We start from the raw sequence: 12,862 nt of genomic DNA, 5'->3' as shown, positions 1-12,862 counted from the left end.
GGTGGAAGACGCCCGGGGTTCTTGGCTTACATGGAGATCACCGTCTGCGCTGCAAAATCGTTGCGGATCAAGTCCGCCGCCAGCTGACCGCCGAGCGCGGTCATCGGGATGCCGCCGCCGGGATGGGTCGAGCCGCCGACGAAGTAGAGCTTGTCGACGATGGCGCTTCGGGTCGGTATTTTGAAGCCGCCGTTCTTCTTCTTGTCGGCTGCGACCCCGTAGAGCGAGCCGCCGGTCGCCCCGTAGAGCGCCTGCAGATCATCCGGTATGAAATCGTACTCGAATTCGATCGCGGCCCGCAGTCCCGATGCGCCCATGCGTTCGAGCTTGTCCAGCACCAGATCGCGGTAGTAGTCCCGCCGGTACGACCAGCTTTCCCCTTCGCCGATCGGCGGGACATGCGTGATGACGACCCAATTTTCTTTGCCCTCCGGCGCTTGGGTCTTGTCGGTCTTGCTGGAGATGCCGACATATACCGTTGGATCCTCCGCGGGCAGCTTTTCGTGGAAAACGCGGCGGTATTCGCGTTCCGGATCTTCGGACATGAAGTAGTTGTGATGGCGCAAATTCGGGTAGGGACGGCCGACGCCCAGCAGCAAAATATGCGCGGATGCCGACGGCTCGAACCGGGCCAGCTTGCGCACGGCCTGCTCCCGTCTCGGGTGCTCCGACAGCAGCGTGGAATGCGCCGGAATCGCTTCCCGGTTGCATACAACGGCGTCGGCCAGCATGAACTCGCCTCCGCGAACCCGGACACCGACCGCGGCGCCGCGATCGACGACGATCGATTCGACCTCGGCGTTCGTCCGCACCTCGACGCCCAGCTCGTCCAGCAGCGTCAGCATGGCGCGGGCAATGTTGTACATGCCGCCTTCGACGTAGTAAAGCCCAAGGCCGAGCTGCATGAACGCGAGCTGCGAGAGCATGGCGGGCGCGGCCAGCGGCGAAGAGCCGCTCTGCGCCGTGAACGTATGGAACAGCTGGCGAATGCGGGAATCTTGAAAATAGTGCGCCGTCGTCCGGGCAACCGTCTTCCGCGCTTCCATGGCCAGGCGCTCCTTCAGCGAGTGAAGCTGCCGCAGATCGGGCGGTCCGCTCAAGCTGTGCTTATAGAAGCTCTTCAGGCTCAGATCGTACAGCCTTCGCGCATGCTCCAAATAAGGCAGCAGCCGCTTCCGGTCTTGCGGCGAGACGGCGCCGATCGCATCCAGCAGCCGGGCCAGGTCGCCGCTCAGATCCAGCTCCGTGCCATCCTCGAAAAGGGCGCGCCGCTGCGGTTCCACTCGCGTGAGCGTGACGTAGTCGGTCAATTGGCGCCCGGCCGAAGCGAACAGCCGCTCCAGCACCCAGGGCATCGTCAGCGAGGAAGGCCCGGTATCGAACGTAAAGCCTTGGCCGGAGCGGATGTTCAGCTTGCCGCCGGCCCGCTCGTTTTTCTCCAACACGACAACCTCGCGGCCGTCCGCCCGCAGCCGGATGGCCGCGGCCAACCCGCCGATGCCGCCGCCGATGACGACGACCTTTTTGGGAATATCGGACATGCGTAAGTTCCTCCTCCATGTGCGTTACTCGTCTTGCGGGCATCCCCTTACAGGCAACCCGTCCTATAGCTTTCAGTCTTTACCCATCTGGAAGAGGAAATACTTGGAGAGGCGGGGGAAGCCCGTTATTTTTCAAACCTTCTTCGAACCCGTCTCGTCTAATTATTGGAAAAACGTCCAAGGAGGCGAAATCGTGAACAAAACGATGCTCGTCGCGTCGGCGGCAGCCGTGCTGATCGCGGCGGCGGTGATCTGCGCGCAAGCCGAGACCGATGCGGAAACCGGCGCAGCGCTTGAGTCTCGGCCTAAGATGAGCAAGTCCGATTATGAACGCATGGCTCCGATCCTAGCCGCGGTGAACGCCGGTAAGCTCCCGGTCTCGGCGCTTGAAGCCGCTAGGCCGCTGCTGTCTGCCAGCCCCCGGCTGCTATCCGAAGAGCGGACTGCCGAAGCGCAGGACTCCGGGTATGGGCCGACATCGTAAGCATATGCCCCTGCTCTGCTAACGCGGTGATGCTCCGCCGCAGGAGACGCAATTCCAGCGCGCCCGCGCTTTCATCTTCTCCGAATCTGGTTACTAACAACATAACGCCGATTTGAAGGAGATGATCGAATGAAAGCCGTCACGTTCCAGGGAGCGAAGGATATTCAAGTCAAAGAGGTTGAAGCGCCGTCCATTCACAAACGGGATGACATCATCGTTCGCATTACGTCGACCGCGATATGCGGATCGGATCTTCATATCTACCAGGGCGCTGTACCGGCGCGGAAAGACTACGTCATCGGCCACGAGCCGATGGGCATCGTCGAGGAGGTCGGACCGGACGTCACGCGGGTGAAGAAAGGCGACCGCGTCGTCATTCCGTTCAATGTCGCCTGCGGGACCTGTCATTACTGCCGTCACGACATGGAGAGCCAGTGCGATAACTCGAACCGGAATCCGGAGCTCGATACCGGCGGCTATTTCGGCTTTACGGAGCGATATGGCGATTATCCGGGCGGACAAGCCCAGTATTTGCACGTCCCGTACGGCAACTTCATGCCGTTCGTCATTCCGGAATCGTGCGAGCTGCCGGACGAGTCGCTGCTCTTCATGTCCGACGTGCTGCCGACCGCTTATTGGACGGTCGAGAATGCCGGTGTCAAGAAGGGCGATACCGTCGTCGTACTCGGCTGCGGGCCGGTCGGCTTGATGGCGCAGAAGTTCGCGTGGATGAAAGGAGCCGGACGGGTCATCGCGGTCGACAGCCTGCCGTATCGCCTGAACAAAGCGAAGCAGATGAATCAGGTCGAGACGTTCAACTTCGAGGATATCGACGATATCGGCGGCTTCCTGCGGGAGCAGACGAAGGGCGGGGCTGACATCGTGATCGACGCGGTCGGCATGGACGGCAAGAAATCCGCGCTCGAGAAGCTTGGCCAGAAGCTGAAGCTGCAGGGCGGCACGCTCAGCGCGGTGCATATCGCCATCGAGGCGGTGCGCAAGTTCGGCACGATCCAGCTGACGGGCGTGTACGGTTCGAACTACAACATGTTCCCGCTGGGGCAGCTGTTCGAGCGCAACATCTCGCTGAAAATGGGACAAGCGCCGGTGATCCACTACATGCCGCTCCTGTTCGACAAGATTGTGAACGGCGAGTTCGATCCACGCGAGATCGTGACGCATATCGCGCCGATCGACCATGCGAGCACGATGTACCAGATTTTCAACGACCATGAAGACGACTGCATCAAAGTCGTGCTGAAACCGTAGCCTGACGGCTCCGGGGCACGCGAATAACGGCAAGCTCCCGTCCGGCATTTTCGGATTCGGGAGCTTGTTCTGCGTTTAGCGGGCTTAGTGGCAAGACGCCCGAGCTTCCGTCAGATTGCCGGCATACGCCAAATGGTCATTGGATTTCACCGTGTCCCGACATGGAAGATTATGCTATGCTTATGGCTTGGGTGCGTAGGTCCGCAGAGGCGACGCAAGGTTGTTTGGGTTTAAAAGGCTACGGGTCAGATGATGATGGAAGGCAAGGGGATGCGAGATGGGGATTACTGTAAAACAGGCGGAGTTGGCGGACTTGGACGAGGTTGCAGCGCTATTCAACGCGTACCGTGTTTTCTATGGACAACAGCCGGACCTGGAAGGGGCGCGAGGTTTTCTGTTCGATCGGTTGGTCTACCGCCAATCCGTTGTATGGATCGCAAGGGACGAAGCAAGCGGGGAAGCGGCGGGGTTCACGCAGCTGTATCCGATCTTCTCCTCCGTCTCGATGGAGCGGGTGCTCGTGCTGAACGATCTGTTCGTCACGGAAGCGCATCGCAAGCTCGGCGTGGGGCAGCGGCTGCTGGATGCGGCCAAGTCGTACGCGGTATCCGTGAAAGCAAAGGGGCTGCAGCTGTCGACGGCCGTGGACAACGCGGCGGCGCAGCGTCTGTACGAGCGGAACGGTTACGAGCGGGACGAGCTCTACTGCCACTATTTTCTGCGAACGAACGGCTAATTATGATGGCTGGAGGCGAACGAAACATGGACAAAGTCATGTTTATCGAGCTTGGGATGGGTACGGATTTGCACGGACAGAACATCACGAAGGCGGCGGTACGGGCCGTTCAGAATGCCATTCATCACAATTCGATGCCGGGGCTCCGAGCGGTGCTGCCGGGCGGCAGTCTGGATAATATGAGGGTGAACGTGAAGCTGGCCGTGCCGTGCGACCGCGAGCTGCTGGATCATGAAGCGGTGAAGGCCGTTCTTCCGTACGGCACGGTGACGATCGAGGTCATGGACGGCGGCATGTTGACGACGAGCGGCGTCGTGCTGCCCGACAAGGACGATAAGAACGACCTCATTTACGTCGTCGTCGCTTCGGTTGAAGTGGGGTACTAGGCGCAAGCCTAACGAAACGGCATTCTGCGAAGAATGCCGTTTTTTCTTCTTTAGATTGCGGAGGAGAGTTGTGCGGTTAGGATCATTTTCACAGTTACTGCCTTTACCAATTATGGTACGATATATCCAAGCGTGTAACGCCATCGCTTGAGCACCTATCCGCGTTCAATGGAGGGCTGCAATATGAAAGCGCTGTATATTTCGACGCTGCTCGGTCTGCTTGCCTTAAGTGCCGCTGCAGGATGTGCCGGGTCTTCGCCGACTGCGCCGGGCGCTTCCGTTCCCGTCACGCGGGTTCCGGCCTCGGCGTCTCCGGCCGAATCGCCCAGCTCGAGAATCGAGCAGGTACGCATTCCGAGCCGGGCGCTCGACCAGGACATGACGGTATCCGTCTATTTACCGCCGGGATACGACCCGGACGTACGCTATCCGGTGCTGTACGCGCTATATGGGTACGGCGGCACGCACGCGTCGTGGTTCGATTATTTGTCCCTGGATGATGTAGCGGATCGGCTTATACGCGAAGGGAGCCTGCAGCCCCTCCTGATCGTCTCGCCTGACTACGGGAACAGCTTCGGCGTCAATTCCAGCGCGGCCGACGGTCGCGACCCCGGTACGGTCAGCATCGGCCGGTACGAGGATTACTTGATGCAAGAGGTCGTGCCGTACGTGGACGACCGCTACAGCACGCAAGACGACAAGAGCGGCCGGTATATCGGCGGCGCGTCGATGGGCGGTTATGCCGCGCTGTATCTCGGCTTCAGCTACCCCGGTCTGTTCGGCAAAGTCGGCGCCCACAGCGCCGCGCTATGGACCTATTCAGCCTCGGACCTATTCACGGACCAGCGCGATTGGCTGTATGCGTCCGAAGCGCTGCGCGCCAAGCGGGACCCGTTCAGGCTGATCTCCCCGGATAAGCTGGCGGGGATACGAGTCTATCTGGACGCAGGGGAGAGCGATCCGCTCGCGGAGCAGGATCGGGCGCTGTACGAGGCATTGCGGGCGCAAGGCATCGACGCCGTTTGGTCTCCTGCGCCGGGCGGGCACGATGCCGGCTATTGGAGTCGTCAGCTGGAACGCTACTTGTTGTTCTACGCCGGGAAGAAGTAAGGGGGCTGGGAGCGGTGCGCACGGGTTTTGCGGAGGTCAACGTATTCGAAATGGGGGAGTTTGATGATGAAAGAGCGGATTGTGCGTCATGAAGATGTCGAGCTGTATACGGAGAGCTTCGGCAATCCCGGAGTCGCGCCGTACTGCTGATCATGGGCGCGCAGGCGTCGCTCGTCTGGTGGGAGGAAGCGTTCTGCGCCAAGCTGGCGGAGGCGGGCCGCTTCGTCATTCGCTACGATAACCGGGATACGGGCGCTCCACCGGTTATGAGCCGGGTAACCCTGCCTATACGTTCGAAGATATGGCGGATGACGCCGTGCATATTCTGGATGCGTACGGCATCGCGCGGGCGCACATCGTTGGTATTTCGATGGGCGGCATGCTGACTCAGACCGTTGCGCTGCGCCATCCAGGACGCGTGCTCGGCATTACGCTGCTGGCTACGTCCAACTTCGCGCCGGACCTGCCGCCGATGGAGGAGAAGGTCATGGCGAATTTCACCCAAGCTGGCGACATCGACTGGACGGATGGCGAGGCGGTCGTAGCAATCAGCGTCGGCAAATGGCGCATTCTTGCCGGATCGGCCCATCCCTTCGACCAGACGCGCGTACGCGCGCTGGCTGAGGAAGAAGTGAAGCGAAGCGAGAATATGGCGCGCATCAACAATCATGGGCTGCTGTCCGGCGGCGAATCGTATTTAGCCCGCACGTCGGAGATCACGGCGCCCACGCTGGTCATCCACGGCACGGAGGATCCGATCATTCCGCTGCCGCACGGCGAAAGGCTTGCCGACGTGATAGACGGAGCGACGCTGGTGCGGCTCCCCGGCACAGGCCACGAAATCCATCCGCACGACTGGGATGCGATTCTCGGCGCGATCGTCCTGCATACCCGGCAGGCGTAAAGGTATCGGGGATTCTTGCCAGGCCTATATCGAGCATATTAATGATGATCCAGGGAGGAAGAACAATGACAGATTTGCGATCCGAACATGGGGGCTTGGCGAGCGCCAGCCCGGTCAAGAATAAAGTTGGAGGCATTTTCATCCCCGTCCGGGACATCGAGCGCGCCCGCTCGTGGTACTGCCGGGTGCTCGGCTTGAACGAAGATGATTATCCGGTGCATGCCGGCCATCTGTGCCCGCTGCCGATGGAGGGGACGGGCATCGTCCTCGACACGATGCCCCGCTGGGGCGGAAGCGAACCGGACGGCCCGCCGCCGATCACAACGCCGGCCTTCATGCTGCTGACAGACGATTTGGAAGGCTCGCTGCATTACATGCGGGACATCGGCGCTGACCTTGTAACCGGCATCGAGCATGACCACTGGTTTGTCGTGAAGGATCCGGACGGGAATCTGCTGATGGTATGCCGGGGTTAAGTAGACAAAACTAACCAAAAACGCACCTCGCAAAGGACTATTCCGGTGCGCCGGAGAATAGATACGGTGACAGGCCCTTAATCTTTGCGGAGGTGGATTATGAAAGCGCTATTCATCGGAGGAACGGGCATTATTAGTTCAGCTATTACGCGGCAGCTGGCGGAGCAAGGGTGCGAGCTGTATCTGCTCAACCGGGGCAACCGCGGCGATCGGCTGCCGGAGAACGTTCGGCTGCTGCAGGCCGATATTAACGACGAAGCCCGCGTGGCGGAGCTGATCGAACAGCATTCGTTCGACGTCGTCGCGGATTTTATTGCCTTCCATCCAGCACAGCTGGAGCGGGATTTCCGGTTGTTTCATGGCAAGACGAAGCAGTTTATGTTCATCAGCTCCGCTTCCGCTTACCAGAAGCCGCTGTCGGACTACCGGATTACGGAGAGTACGCCGCTGGCTAATCCGTACTGGGAATACTCCCGCAACAAAATCGCCTGCGAGGAATATTTGATCCGCCAGTACCGCGAGCACCGCTTCCCGATCACGATTATCCGACCAAGTCATACGTATGACGAACGGTCGATTCCGCTCGGCGTGCACGGGAGCCGGGGGTCGTGGCAGGTGGCCAAGCGCATGCTGGAGAACAAGCCCGTCATTATCCACGGCGACGGCACTTCCCTATGGACGATGACGCATAATAGCGATTTTGCCAAAGGGTTCATCGGCTTGATGGGCAACCTGCACGCGATCGGCGAAGCCGTGCAGATCACGTCGGACGAATCGCTCACATGGAACCAGATTTACGAGGCGATCGCGGACGCGCTGGGCGTCAAGCTGAGAGCCGTCCACGTGCCTTCGGCTTTCCTGGCTGCCTGCAGCAACGAAGATTACACGGGCGGTCTGATCGGCGACAAGGCGAATTCCGTCGTGTTCGACAACAGCAAGCTGAAGCGGCTCGTGCCGGGCTTCACGGCGACCAAACGGTTCGACCAGGGCGTCAAGGAGACGATCCAATATATTCTCGCCCATCCGGAGTACCAGACGGAAGACCCCGAGTTCGACAGCTGGTGCGACAACGTGATCGACGTGCTGGACGGCGCGATCGCCGCGATCAAGGGGTAATGGAAGGCGAACCACGAAACCATCCTGCGAGGGATGGTTTTTTCGTGCGCGGCTCGGCCTTGGCGTCAACGCAGCGGCTTTAAGGGTACCAGGCAAAAATGGTACTTCCCGGCGTTCGGCCCGCCCCCGATAATGTGAACTATCAGAACAGCACCGCCCGGCTGTCTTCCGTTGGATTCGTTAGCGCCGGTGCCGGGGGACGGGAGGGACTTACGTTGAACTTTCTGCTCAAGCACGGATGGTGGATGATTTTGCTGGTCTTGGCGGTGATGCTGGGCTGGATCGCCTTTATGATTTACCGTTTTCTGCATGCGGATTTCGCGCCTTGATCGGCAGCGAATGAAGATAGCGCCAACGCGCGAATGAAGACCACAACAAAGACCACCCGAAGGGATACTGGCCCCGGCGGGGGGCTAGCAGATCCTTGTGGGTGGTCTCTGCGTTCGTTTAGCCGGACGTCGTGTTGGTATGCGCGGCTGATGCGGCGGGCTGCGCCCGGCACAGCCGCTCCGAGTATGCGTGTCCCCACGCCGATACGGCGATCAGCACGATCACGCTCAAGAGCGCCAGCGTAAGCGCGTTGAGCACGCCGGCCAGCGGGAAGAGCAGCGCCAGCGCGATTAATCCGGTCAAATAAGGGAGCGGCGTGGCGCCGACGACGATGCGCATGAACAGCAGATTGCCGAGCAGGAACAGCCATGGTCCCCCGAGCACGACGGCGGCCGTCTTCAGCTCCATGTGGCCGGTCGGGTGGGCGAGCATTAGCTCGTCGGCGACGGCCGAGATGATGACGCCGGCGACGAGCAGCAGATGCGTATACGTGTACGCCGAGCGCGCGACCCGTCCCGGATCTTCGGAGTGGGCGATGAAGTGATGGCCGGTTTTGGCTGTCGTATCGAAATAGATCCACCACATCGCCACCGTGCCGACGAACGCGATTGCGAACGCGGCGAGCGTGACCGGGGTCCATTCGAGCTTGGCGAACGTCGCGCCCGTCACCAGCACCGATTCGCCGAGCGCGATGATGATGAACAAGCCGCATCGCTCGGCCATGTGGGAGCCTTCCACGTCCCACACGGCGGTCGGCGTCCTGCCCAGCTTCGGCGTCCAGAAGCCGAGGGACGGCGCGGCGTATTCGATCGCCAGCGCGGCCGCCCACAGCGCAAGCCGCCACTCGTCGTGCGCGATTCCGCCCGCAATCCAGAAGATGCCGGAGAGGGTCAGCCAGCTAAGGATGCGGATGAAGTTGATCCGCAGCTGCTGCGAGCCTTTGCGCAGCATCCATACGGTGAAGGCGGAACGCCCGATCTGGAAGAGCGCGTACGAGAGGGCGAAATACAGGCCGGTCGACTCGAAGGCCTCGGGAATCGAGGTGGACATGACGAGGCCGAGCAGCATGAGGCCGATGAGCAGCAGCCGCACCGGGATCGTCTCGGGATTCAACCAGTTGATGACCCACGCGGTGAAGATCCATACCCACCAGACGGCCATCGTCAGCAGCACCAGCCGAACGGCGCCCTCGAGCGTGAAGTGCTCCAGGAAGGAGTGCGACAGCTGCGTGACGGCGAAGACGAAGATCAGATCGAAGAATAGTTCGATAAAGGACACTTTCCCGGAGTCCGCATGACCCCGGGTACGGAATAGCATCGCGTCCGAAACGGATTTTTTCATTCCTTCCCTCCTTGTCGTAGATGCGTCTTGGTTCCATTTGCCAACGCGAACGCTAGACAAGATTATAGCATGCGAAGCCCGGGCGAAGTACAGGGACTAGGTCGGACTTTCTCATCTATGACTGCTGCATGGAGGTGTGGAAAGATTTTCAGGCTGCGGTAATTCGGTTAAACTGGGTTAGCATGGAAAAAAGGAGGGGATACCATGAGACTTGCGGTTGCGTTATTCTTCGTTCTGCTGCTATCCGCTTGTTCGGCATCGGAGCCCCGCATGATCGCGGACGAAGTCAAGTCGGCGATGGAGGCTGCCAAGATGCCTGTTGAACGTATCTTGCACATGGAGCCGCTGCGCGATGGACTCCATATTTTCTACCGGGATGAGGCAGGGCGCCTGAACGCCGGTTTCGTTCGCCTATCTCGGGATGATTGGCAATGGGTGATCGGTGAAGGCAGCGTGGAATGGGAAGCGGAGACAGACAAGGGATTGAGCTGGTTTGCCGGCAACAACCGGGAAATACCGGTGAACTACACCTATGGATCGCTGTATGATCCGCGTATTGCGACAGTCCGGATTCGCATGCAGGACAGCGCCATCGACCAGATGGCCAAGATCGTCTCGGCGCCGGAGGGCGGTCGCCTATGGTTCGCCTACCATGAGACGCCGGTCAATACGCCGATCGAAATTTACGGGTTAGCGCCGGACGGGACGACGATCTATCCCAAAACGCCGTACGATCGTCGATGATCGCAACGAGGGCAACGGCGCTAGCACAACTAGCGATCAATAAATAAAAAGCAGCGGACGGCGTTATGCCGTCCGCTGCTTTCGCTTTATGTAATAGCGAATGCTTAAGCTTTCGCCAGCTCCTTGCGCACGATGGGCGCGACGCGCGTGCCGAGCAGCTCGATTGCCCGCAGCACCTCGCGGTGGGGCATCGTGCCGACGTTGACGTGCAGGAAGAAGCGGGTGACGCCGAGATTTTGCCGCAGGAGCAAAATTTTCTCCGCCACGTATTCCGGATCGCCGACGTAGAGCGCTCCCCGCAAGCTGCGCGCGGCGTCGTAGGTTGCGCGGTCATACGGCTGCCCCCAGCCGCGCTCGCGGCCGATGACGTTCATCTGGGCCTGCGTCGGGAGGTAGAACGATTCCGCAGCCGCCTCCGTAGTGTCCGCGACGAAGCCGTGCGAGTGCGTCGCGATCTGCAGCTTGCGCGGATCATGGCCGGCGCGGACCGCCGCTTGCTTGTAGAGCTCGACGAGCGGCGCGAATTTCTCCGGCATGCCGCCGATGATCGCGAAGGCGATCGGCAAGCCCAGCATGCCCGCGCGAATCGCCGATTCCGGGTTGCCGCCGCTGGCAATCCACACCGGGAGCGGGTTTTGTACGGCGCGTGGATAGACGCCTAAGTTATGGATGGCCGGCCGATGGCCGCCGCGCCAATTGACCTTCTCAGAATCGCGGATCGCCAACAGCAGCTCCAGCTTCTCTTCGAACAGCTCGTCGTAATCGTTCAGATCATAGCCGAACAGCGGGAAGGACTCGATGAACGAGCCGCGGCCGGCCATGATTTCCGCGCGTCCGTTCGAGATGCCGTCGATTGTCGCGAATTGCTGATACACGCGGACCGGGTCGTCCGAGGAGAGGACGGTGACGGCGCTCGTCAGCCGAATATGCTTCGTCATCCCGGCTGCGGCCGCCAAGACGGTCGCCGGGGCGCTGCCGGCGTAATCCGGGCGGTGATGCTCGCCGATCCCGTATACGTCGAGACCGACCTGATCGGCCAATACGATCTCCTCGACCGCGTTGCGCAGGCGCTCCGCGTGGCTCATGATTTCGCCCGTGGCCGGGTCCGGCGTCGTCTCCAAAAAGGTGCTGATTCCAATTTCCATCGTGCGTGCGTGGTCGGTCATATGATTCGCCTCCTAGAATGTTACTTCTAGTGTACCCGTTTCCTCCGACTTTCACAAGTATAGTAGGTTATTATTCGGAAGTATTGGGAGGGGCGAGGCAAACTTCCGCCGCAATCGGCGGGAAAGGGTATACTGCTTGCGCTGGACGCGTGGACGTGTTCGGGCGATGAATCGAGACGCGTCGGGCCGTGTATGGGGCAATCTTTACCGGCGTATTTCCGGATTCGTCAGGAGCATCGTCTCCACAGCCTCCCATAGCTCGGGCAGGGTGCGCAGCGACTGCTCCGCCCGAGTCAAGAAGTCGCTTTTGTCGTGCAGGCCAAGGTCGGCCAGCAAGCTCCGAAAAGCCGGCAGATGCGTCTCCTGCAGCTCGCGCTCGGCATCCGCGGCCATTATTTTATGGCAGCGGGCGAACGTGGCGGCGATCCAGAAGACCGCTTCCCGGTGCATGCCCGCGCGGATGAGGGCGATGCTGCCGTCGATCACGATCGGCTTGGCGGCTTCGGCGATGTCGGAGCTGAAGAAGAAGGGCGTCTTCGCGGCTTCGGCCGCCGCATCGAAGGTTTGTTCCAGCTGCCGGAGGTGCCGCATGGTTTGGTCCGGACTCCAACCGGCGCAGCCCAGCTGCGTCAGCAGCTTGTCGTACATTGCTTCGCAGCCGTAGTCGGCGAGCGCCTCCCGCGCGGCGGCGTAACGCAGCCGCACGGTCGGATTTCGCAGCGCCGCGACAAGCGGGATATGGGCCATGATACCTGTCGGGAACAGCCAGGAGGTCGCCAAATCGTGCAGCGGGGCATCCGCATCAATCGCGCGCAGGCCGTTATGGACGCGGTCGTGCGCCTCTTGACAGCGCATCCGGACCGTCCCGTAATCGTGGAACCGCCGGGCCACCTCGGTTTGCAGCACCCCCAGCCTGCCGGTCGGATCCGCAATTATGGCGTCCGTCCTGAAGCTGCCGGCCAGATGATAGGAGGCCAGCACCTGATCGGCGGAAGCAAGCTGGCTGGCCGCGAGGTAGGTCGCTTCTAGGAGTGTTTCCCGGTAGCGGAATTTGCCCGGTTTCATCGGCGGTTGCTCGGCCTCGATCACGATGACGATGTCGACATCGGAGGCGGATGGCAGTTCTTCGTCGTCCGGTCTGCCTACGGTGGAACCGCTGTAGTAGGCGCCGGCGAATCCCGCCGTCTTGCTCGCGTGCAGGTGCACCCATTCTTCGGCCGCCGCGCGTGCCTGACCGATTTTCATTCGCGACTCCTCCC

At 60.8% G+C, this 12,862-nt stretch carries 12 protein-coding genes and 1 pseudogene; 9 read left to right on the top strand and 4 right to left on the bottom strand.

Annotated elements, in window-relative coordinates; translation table 11 throughout:
* Positions 1-26: 26 nt before the first annotated feature.
* Entirely contained in the window at positions 27-1,541 is a 1,515-nt protein-coding gene (locus ACFSKT_RS07010; protein ID WP_377722057.1) for a phytoene desaturase family protein, read from the bottom strand.
* A gap of 193 nt (positions 1,542-1,734) precedes the next feature.
* Between ACFSKT_RS07010 and ACFSKT_RS07005 the strand changes: the two genes are divergently transcribed.
* The 8 genes and pseudogenes from ACFSKT_RS07005 (at position 1,735) to ACFSKT_RS06970 (ending at position 8,022) form a co-directional block, all read left to right on the top strand.
* Entirely contained in the window at positions 1,735-2,025 is a 291-nt protein-coding gene (locus ACFSKT_RS07005; protein ID WP_377722056.1) for a hypothetical protein, read from the top strand.
* Between the two features lie 129 nt (positions 2,026-2,154).
* The gene (locus ACFSKT_RS07000; RefSeq protein WP_377722055.1) at positions 2,155-3,294 is read left to right on the top strand and encodes a zinc-dependent alcohol dehydrogenase; all 1,140 of its coding nucleotides are present in this window, start codon (positions 2,155-2,157) and stop codon (positions 3,292-3,294) included.
* Between the two features lie 283 nt (positions 3,295-3,577).
* Positions 3,578-4,030 carry a GNAT family N-acetyltransferase gene (locus ACFSKT_RS06995; RefSeq protein WP_377722851.1) on the top strand — a complete coding sequence of 151 codons (453 nt, stop codon included), beginning with the start codon at positions 3,578-3,580 and terminating at the stop codon, positions 4,028-4,030.
* Positions 4,031-4,056: 26 nt separating this feature from the next.
* The gene (locus ACFSKT_RS06990) at positions 4,057-4,416 is read left to right on the top strand and encodes a Lin0512 family protein (protein ID WP_377722054.1); all 360 of its coding nucleotides are present in this window, start codon (positions 4,057-4,059) and stop codon (positions 4,414-4,416) included.
* Positions 4,417-4,599: 183 nt separating this feature from the next.
* Complete coding sequence (locus ACFSKT_RS06985) at positions 4,600-5,526, top strand: alpha/beta hydrolase (protein ID WP_377722053.1); 927 nt, start codon at positions 4,600-4,602, stop codon at positions 5,524-5,526.
* A 66-nt stretch (positions 5,527-5,592) separates the two neighbouring features.
* A pseudogene (locus tag ACFSKT_RS06980) lies at positions 5,593-6,430 on the top strand (alpha/beta fold hydrolase).
* A 65-nt stretch (positions 6,431-6,495) separates the two neighbouring features.
* Positions 6,496-6,906 carry a VOC family protein gene (locus ACFSKT_RS06975; RefSeq protein WP_377722052.1) on the top strand — a complete coding sequence of 137 codons (411 nt, stop codon included), beginning with the start codon at positions 6,496-6,498 and terminating at the stop codon, positions 6,904-6,906.
* Positions 6,907-7,005: 99 nt separating this feature from the next.
* A complete protein-coding gene (locus ACFSKT_RS06970; protein ID WP_377722051.1) occupies positions 7,006-8,022 on the top strand; it encodes an SDR family oxidoreductase in 1,017 nt (338 codons plus the stop codon).
* 447 nt (positions 8,023-8,469) lie between these two features.
* Here ACFSKT_RS06970 and ACFSKT_RS06965 read toward each other — a convergent pair whose 3' ends face one another.
* Complete coding sequence (locus ACFSKT_RS06965; protein ID WP_377722050.1) at positions 8,470-9,693, bottom strand: low temperature requirement protein A; 1,224 nt, start codon at positions 9,691-9,693, stop codon at positions 8,470-8,472.
* 204 nt (positions 9,694-9,897) lie between these two features.
* Here ACFSKT_RS06965 and ACFSKT_RS06960 point away from each other — a divergent pair, with 204 nt between their 5' ends.
* Entirely contained in the window at positions 9,898-10,437 is a 540-nt protein-coding gene (locus tag ACFSKT_RS06960; RefSeq protein ID WP_377722049.1) for a hypothetical protein, read from the top strand.
* Positions 10,438-10,541: 104 nt separating this feature from the next.
* Here the strand turns inward: ACFSKT_RS06960 and ACFSKT_RS06955 are convergent, their stop codons facing one another.
* On the bottom strand, positions 10,542-11,603 hold the full coding sequence (locus tag ACFSKT_RS06955) for an LLM class flavin-dependent oxidoreductase (protein ID WP_377722048.1): 1,062 nt from the start codon (positions 11,601-11,603) through the stop codon (positions 10,542-10,544).
* Between the two features lie 204 nt (positions 11,604-11,807).
* Positions 11,808-12,848: a hypothetical protein gene (locus tag ACFSKT_RS06950; protein ID WP_377722047.1), complete on the bottom strand. Its 1,041-nt coding sequence runs from the start codon at positions 12,846-12,848 to the stop codon at positions 11,808-11,810.
* Positions 12,849-12,862: the final 14 nt, after the last annotated feature.

The sequence above is a fragment of the Paenibacillus xanthanilyticus genome (genome assembly GCF_042682185.1).
Lineage (GTDB): Bacteria > Bacillota > Bacilli > Paenibacillales > Paenibacillaceae > Paenibacillus_Z > Paenibacillus_Z xanthanilyticus.
This window is presented reverse-complemented; position numbering and strand designations above follow the sequence as displayed.

Excerpts from the sequence above, each read along its gene's own strand:
- ACFSKT_RS06970 (WP_377722051.1), top strand. The coding sequence starts at position 7,006 with ATGAAAGCGCTATTCATCGGAGGAACGGGCATTATTAGTTCAGCTATT.
- ACFSKT_RS06950 (WP_377722047.1), bottom strand. The coding sequence starts at position 12,848 with ATGAAAATCGGTCAGGCACGCGCGGCGGCCGAAGAATGGGTGCACCTG.
- ACFSKT_RS06955 (WP_377722048.1), bottom strand. The coding sequence starts at position 11,603 with ATGACCGACCACGCACGCACGATGGAAATTGGAATCAGCACCTTTTTG.
- ACFSKT_RS07000 (WP_377722055.1), top strand. The coding sequence starts at position 2,155 with ATGAAAGCCGTCACGTTCCAGGGAGCGAAGGATATTCAAGTCAAAGAG.
- ACFSKT_RS06990 (WP_377722054.1), top strand. The coding sequence starts at position 4,057 with ATGGACAAAGTCATGTTTATCGAGCTTGGGATGGGTACGGATTTGCAC.
- ACFSKT_RS06985 (WP_377722053.1), top strand. The coding sequence starts at position 4,600 with ATGAAAGCGCTGTATATTTCGACGCTGCTCGGTCTGCTTGCCTTAAGT.
- ACFSKT_RS07010 (WP_377722057.1), bottom strand. The coding sequence starts at position 1,541 with ATGTCCGATATTCCCAAAAAGGTCGTCGTCATCGGCGGCGGCATCGGC.
- ACFSKT_RS06965 (WP_377722050.1), bottom strand. The coding sequence starts at position 9,693 with ATGAAAAAATCCGTTTCGGACGCGATGCTATTCCGTACCCGGGGTCAT.
- ACFSKT_RS06960 (WP_377722049.1), top strand. The coding sequence starts at position 9,898 with ATGAGACTTGCGGTTGCGTTATTCTTCGTTCTGCTGCTATCCGCTTGT.
- ACFSKT_RS06975 (WP_377722052.1), top strand. The coding sequence starts at position 6,496 with ATGACAGATTTGCGATCCGAACATGGGGGCTTGGCGAGCGCCAGCCCG.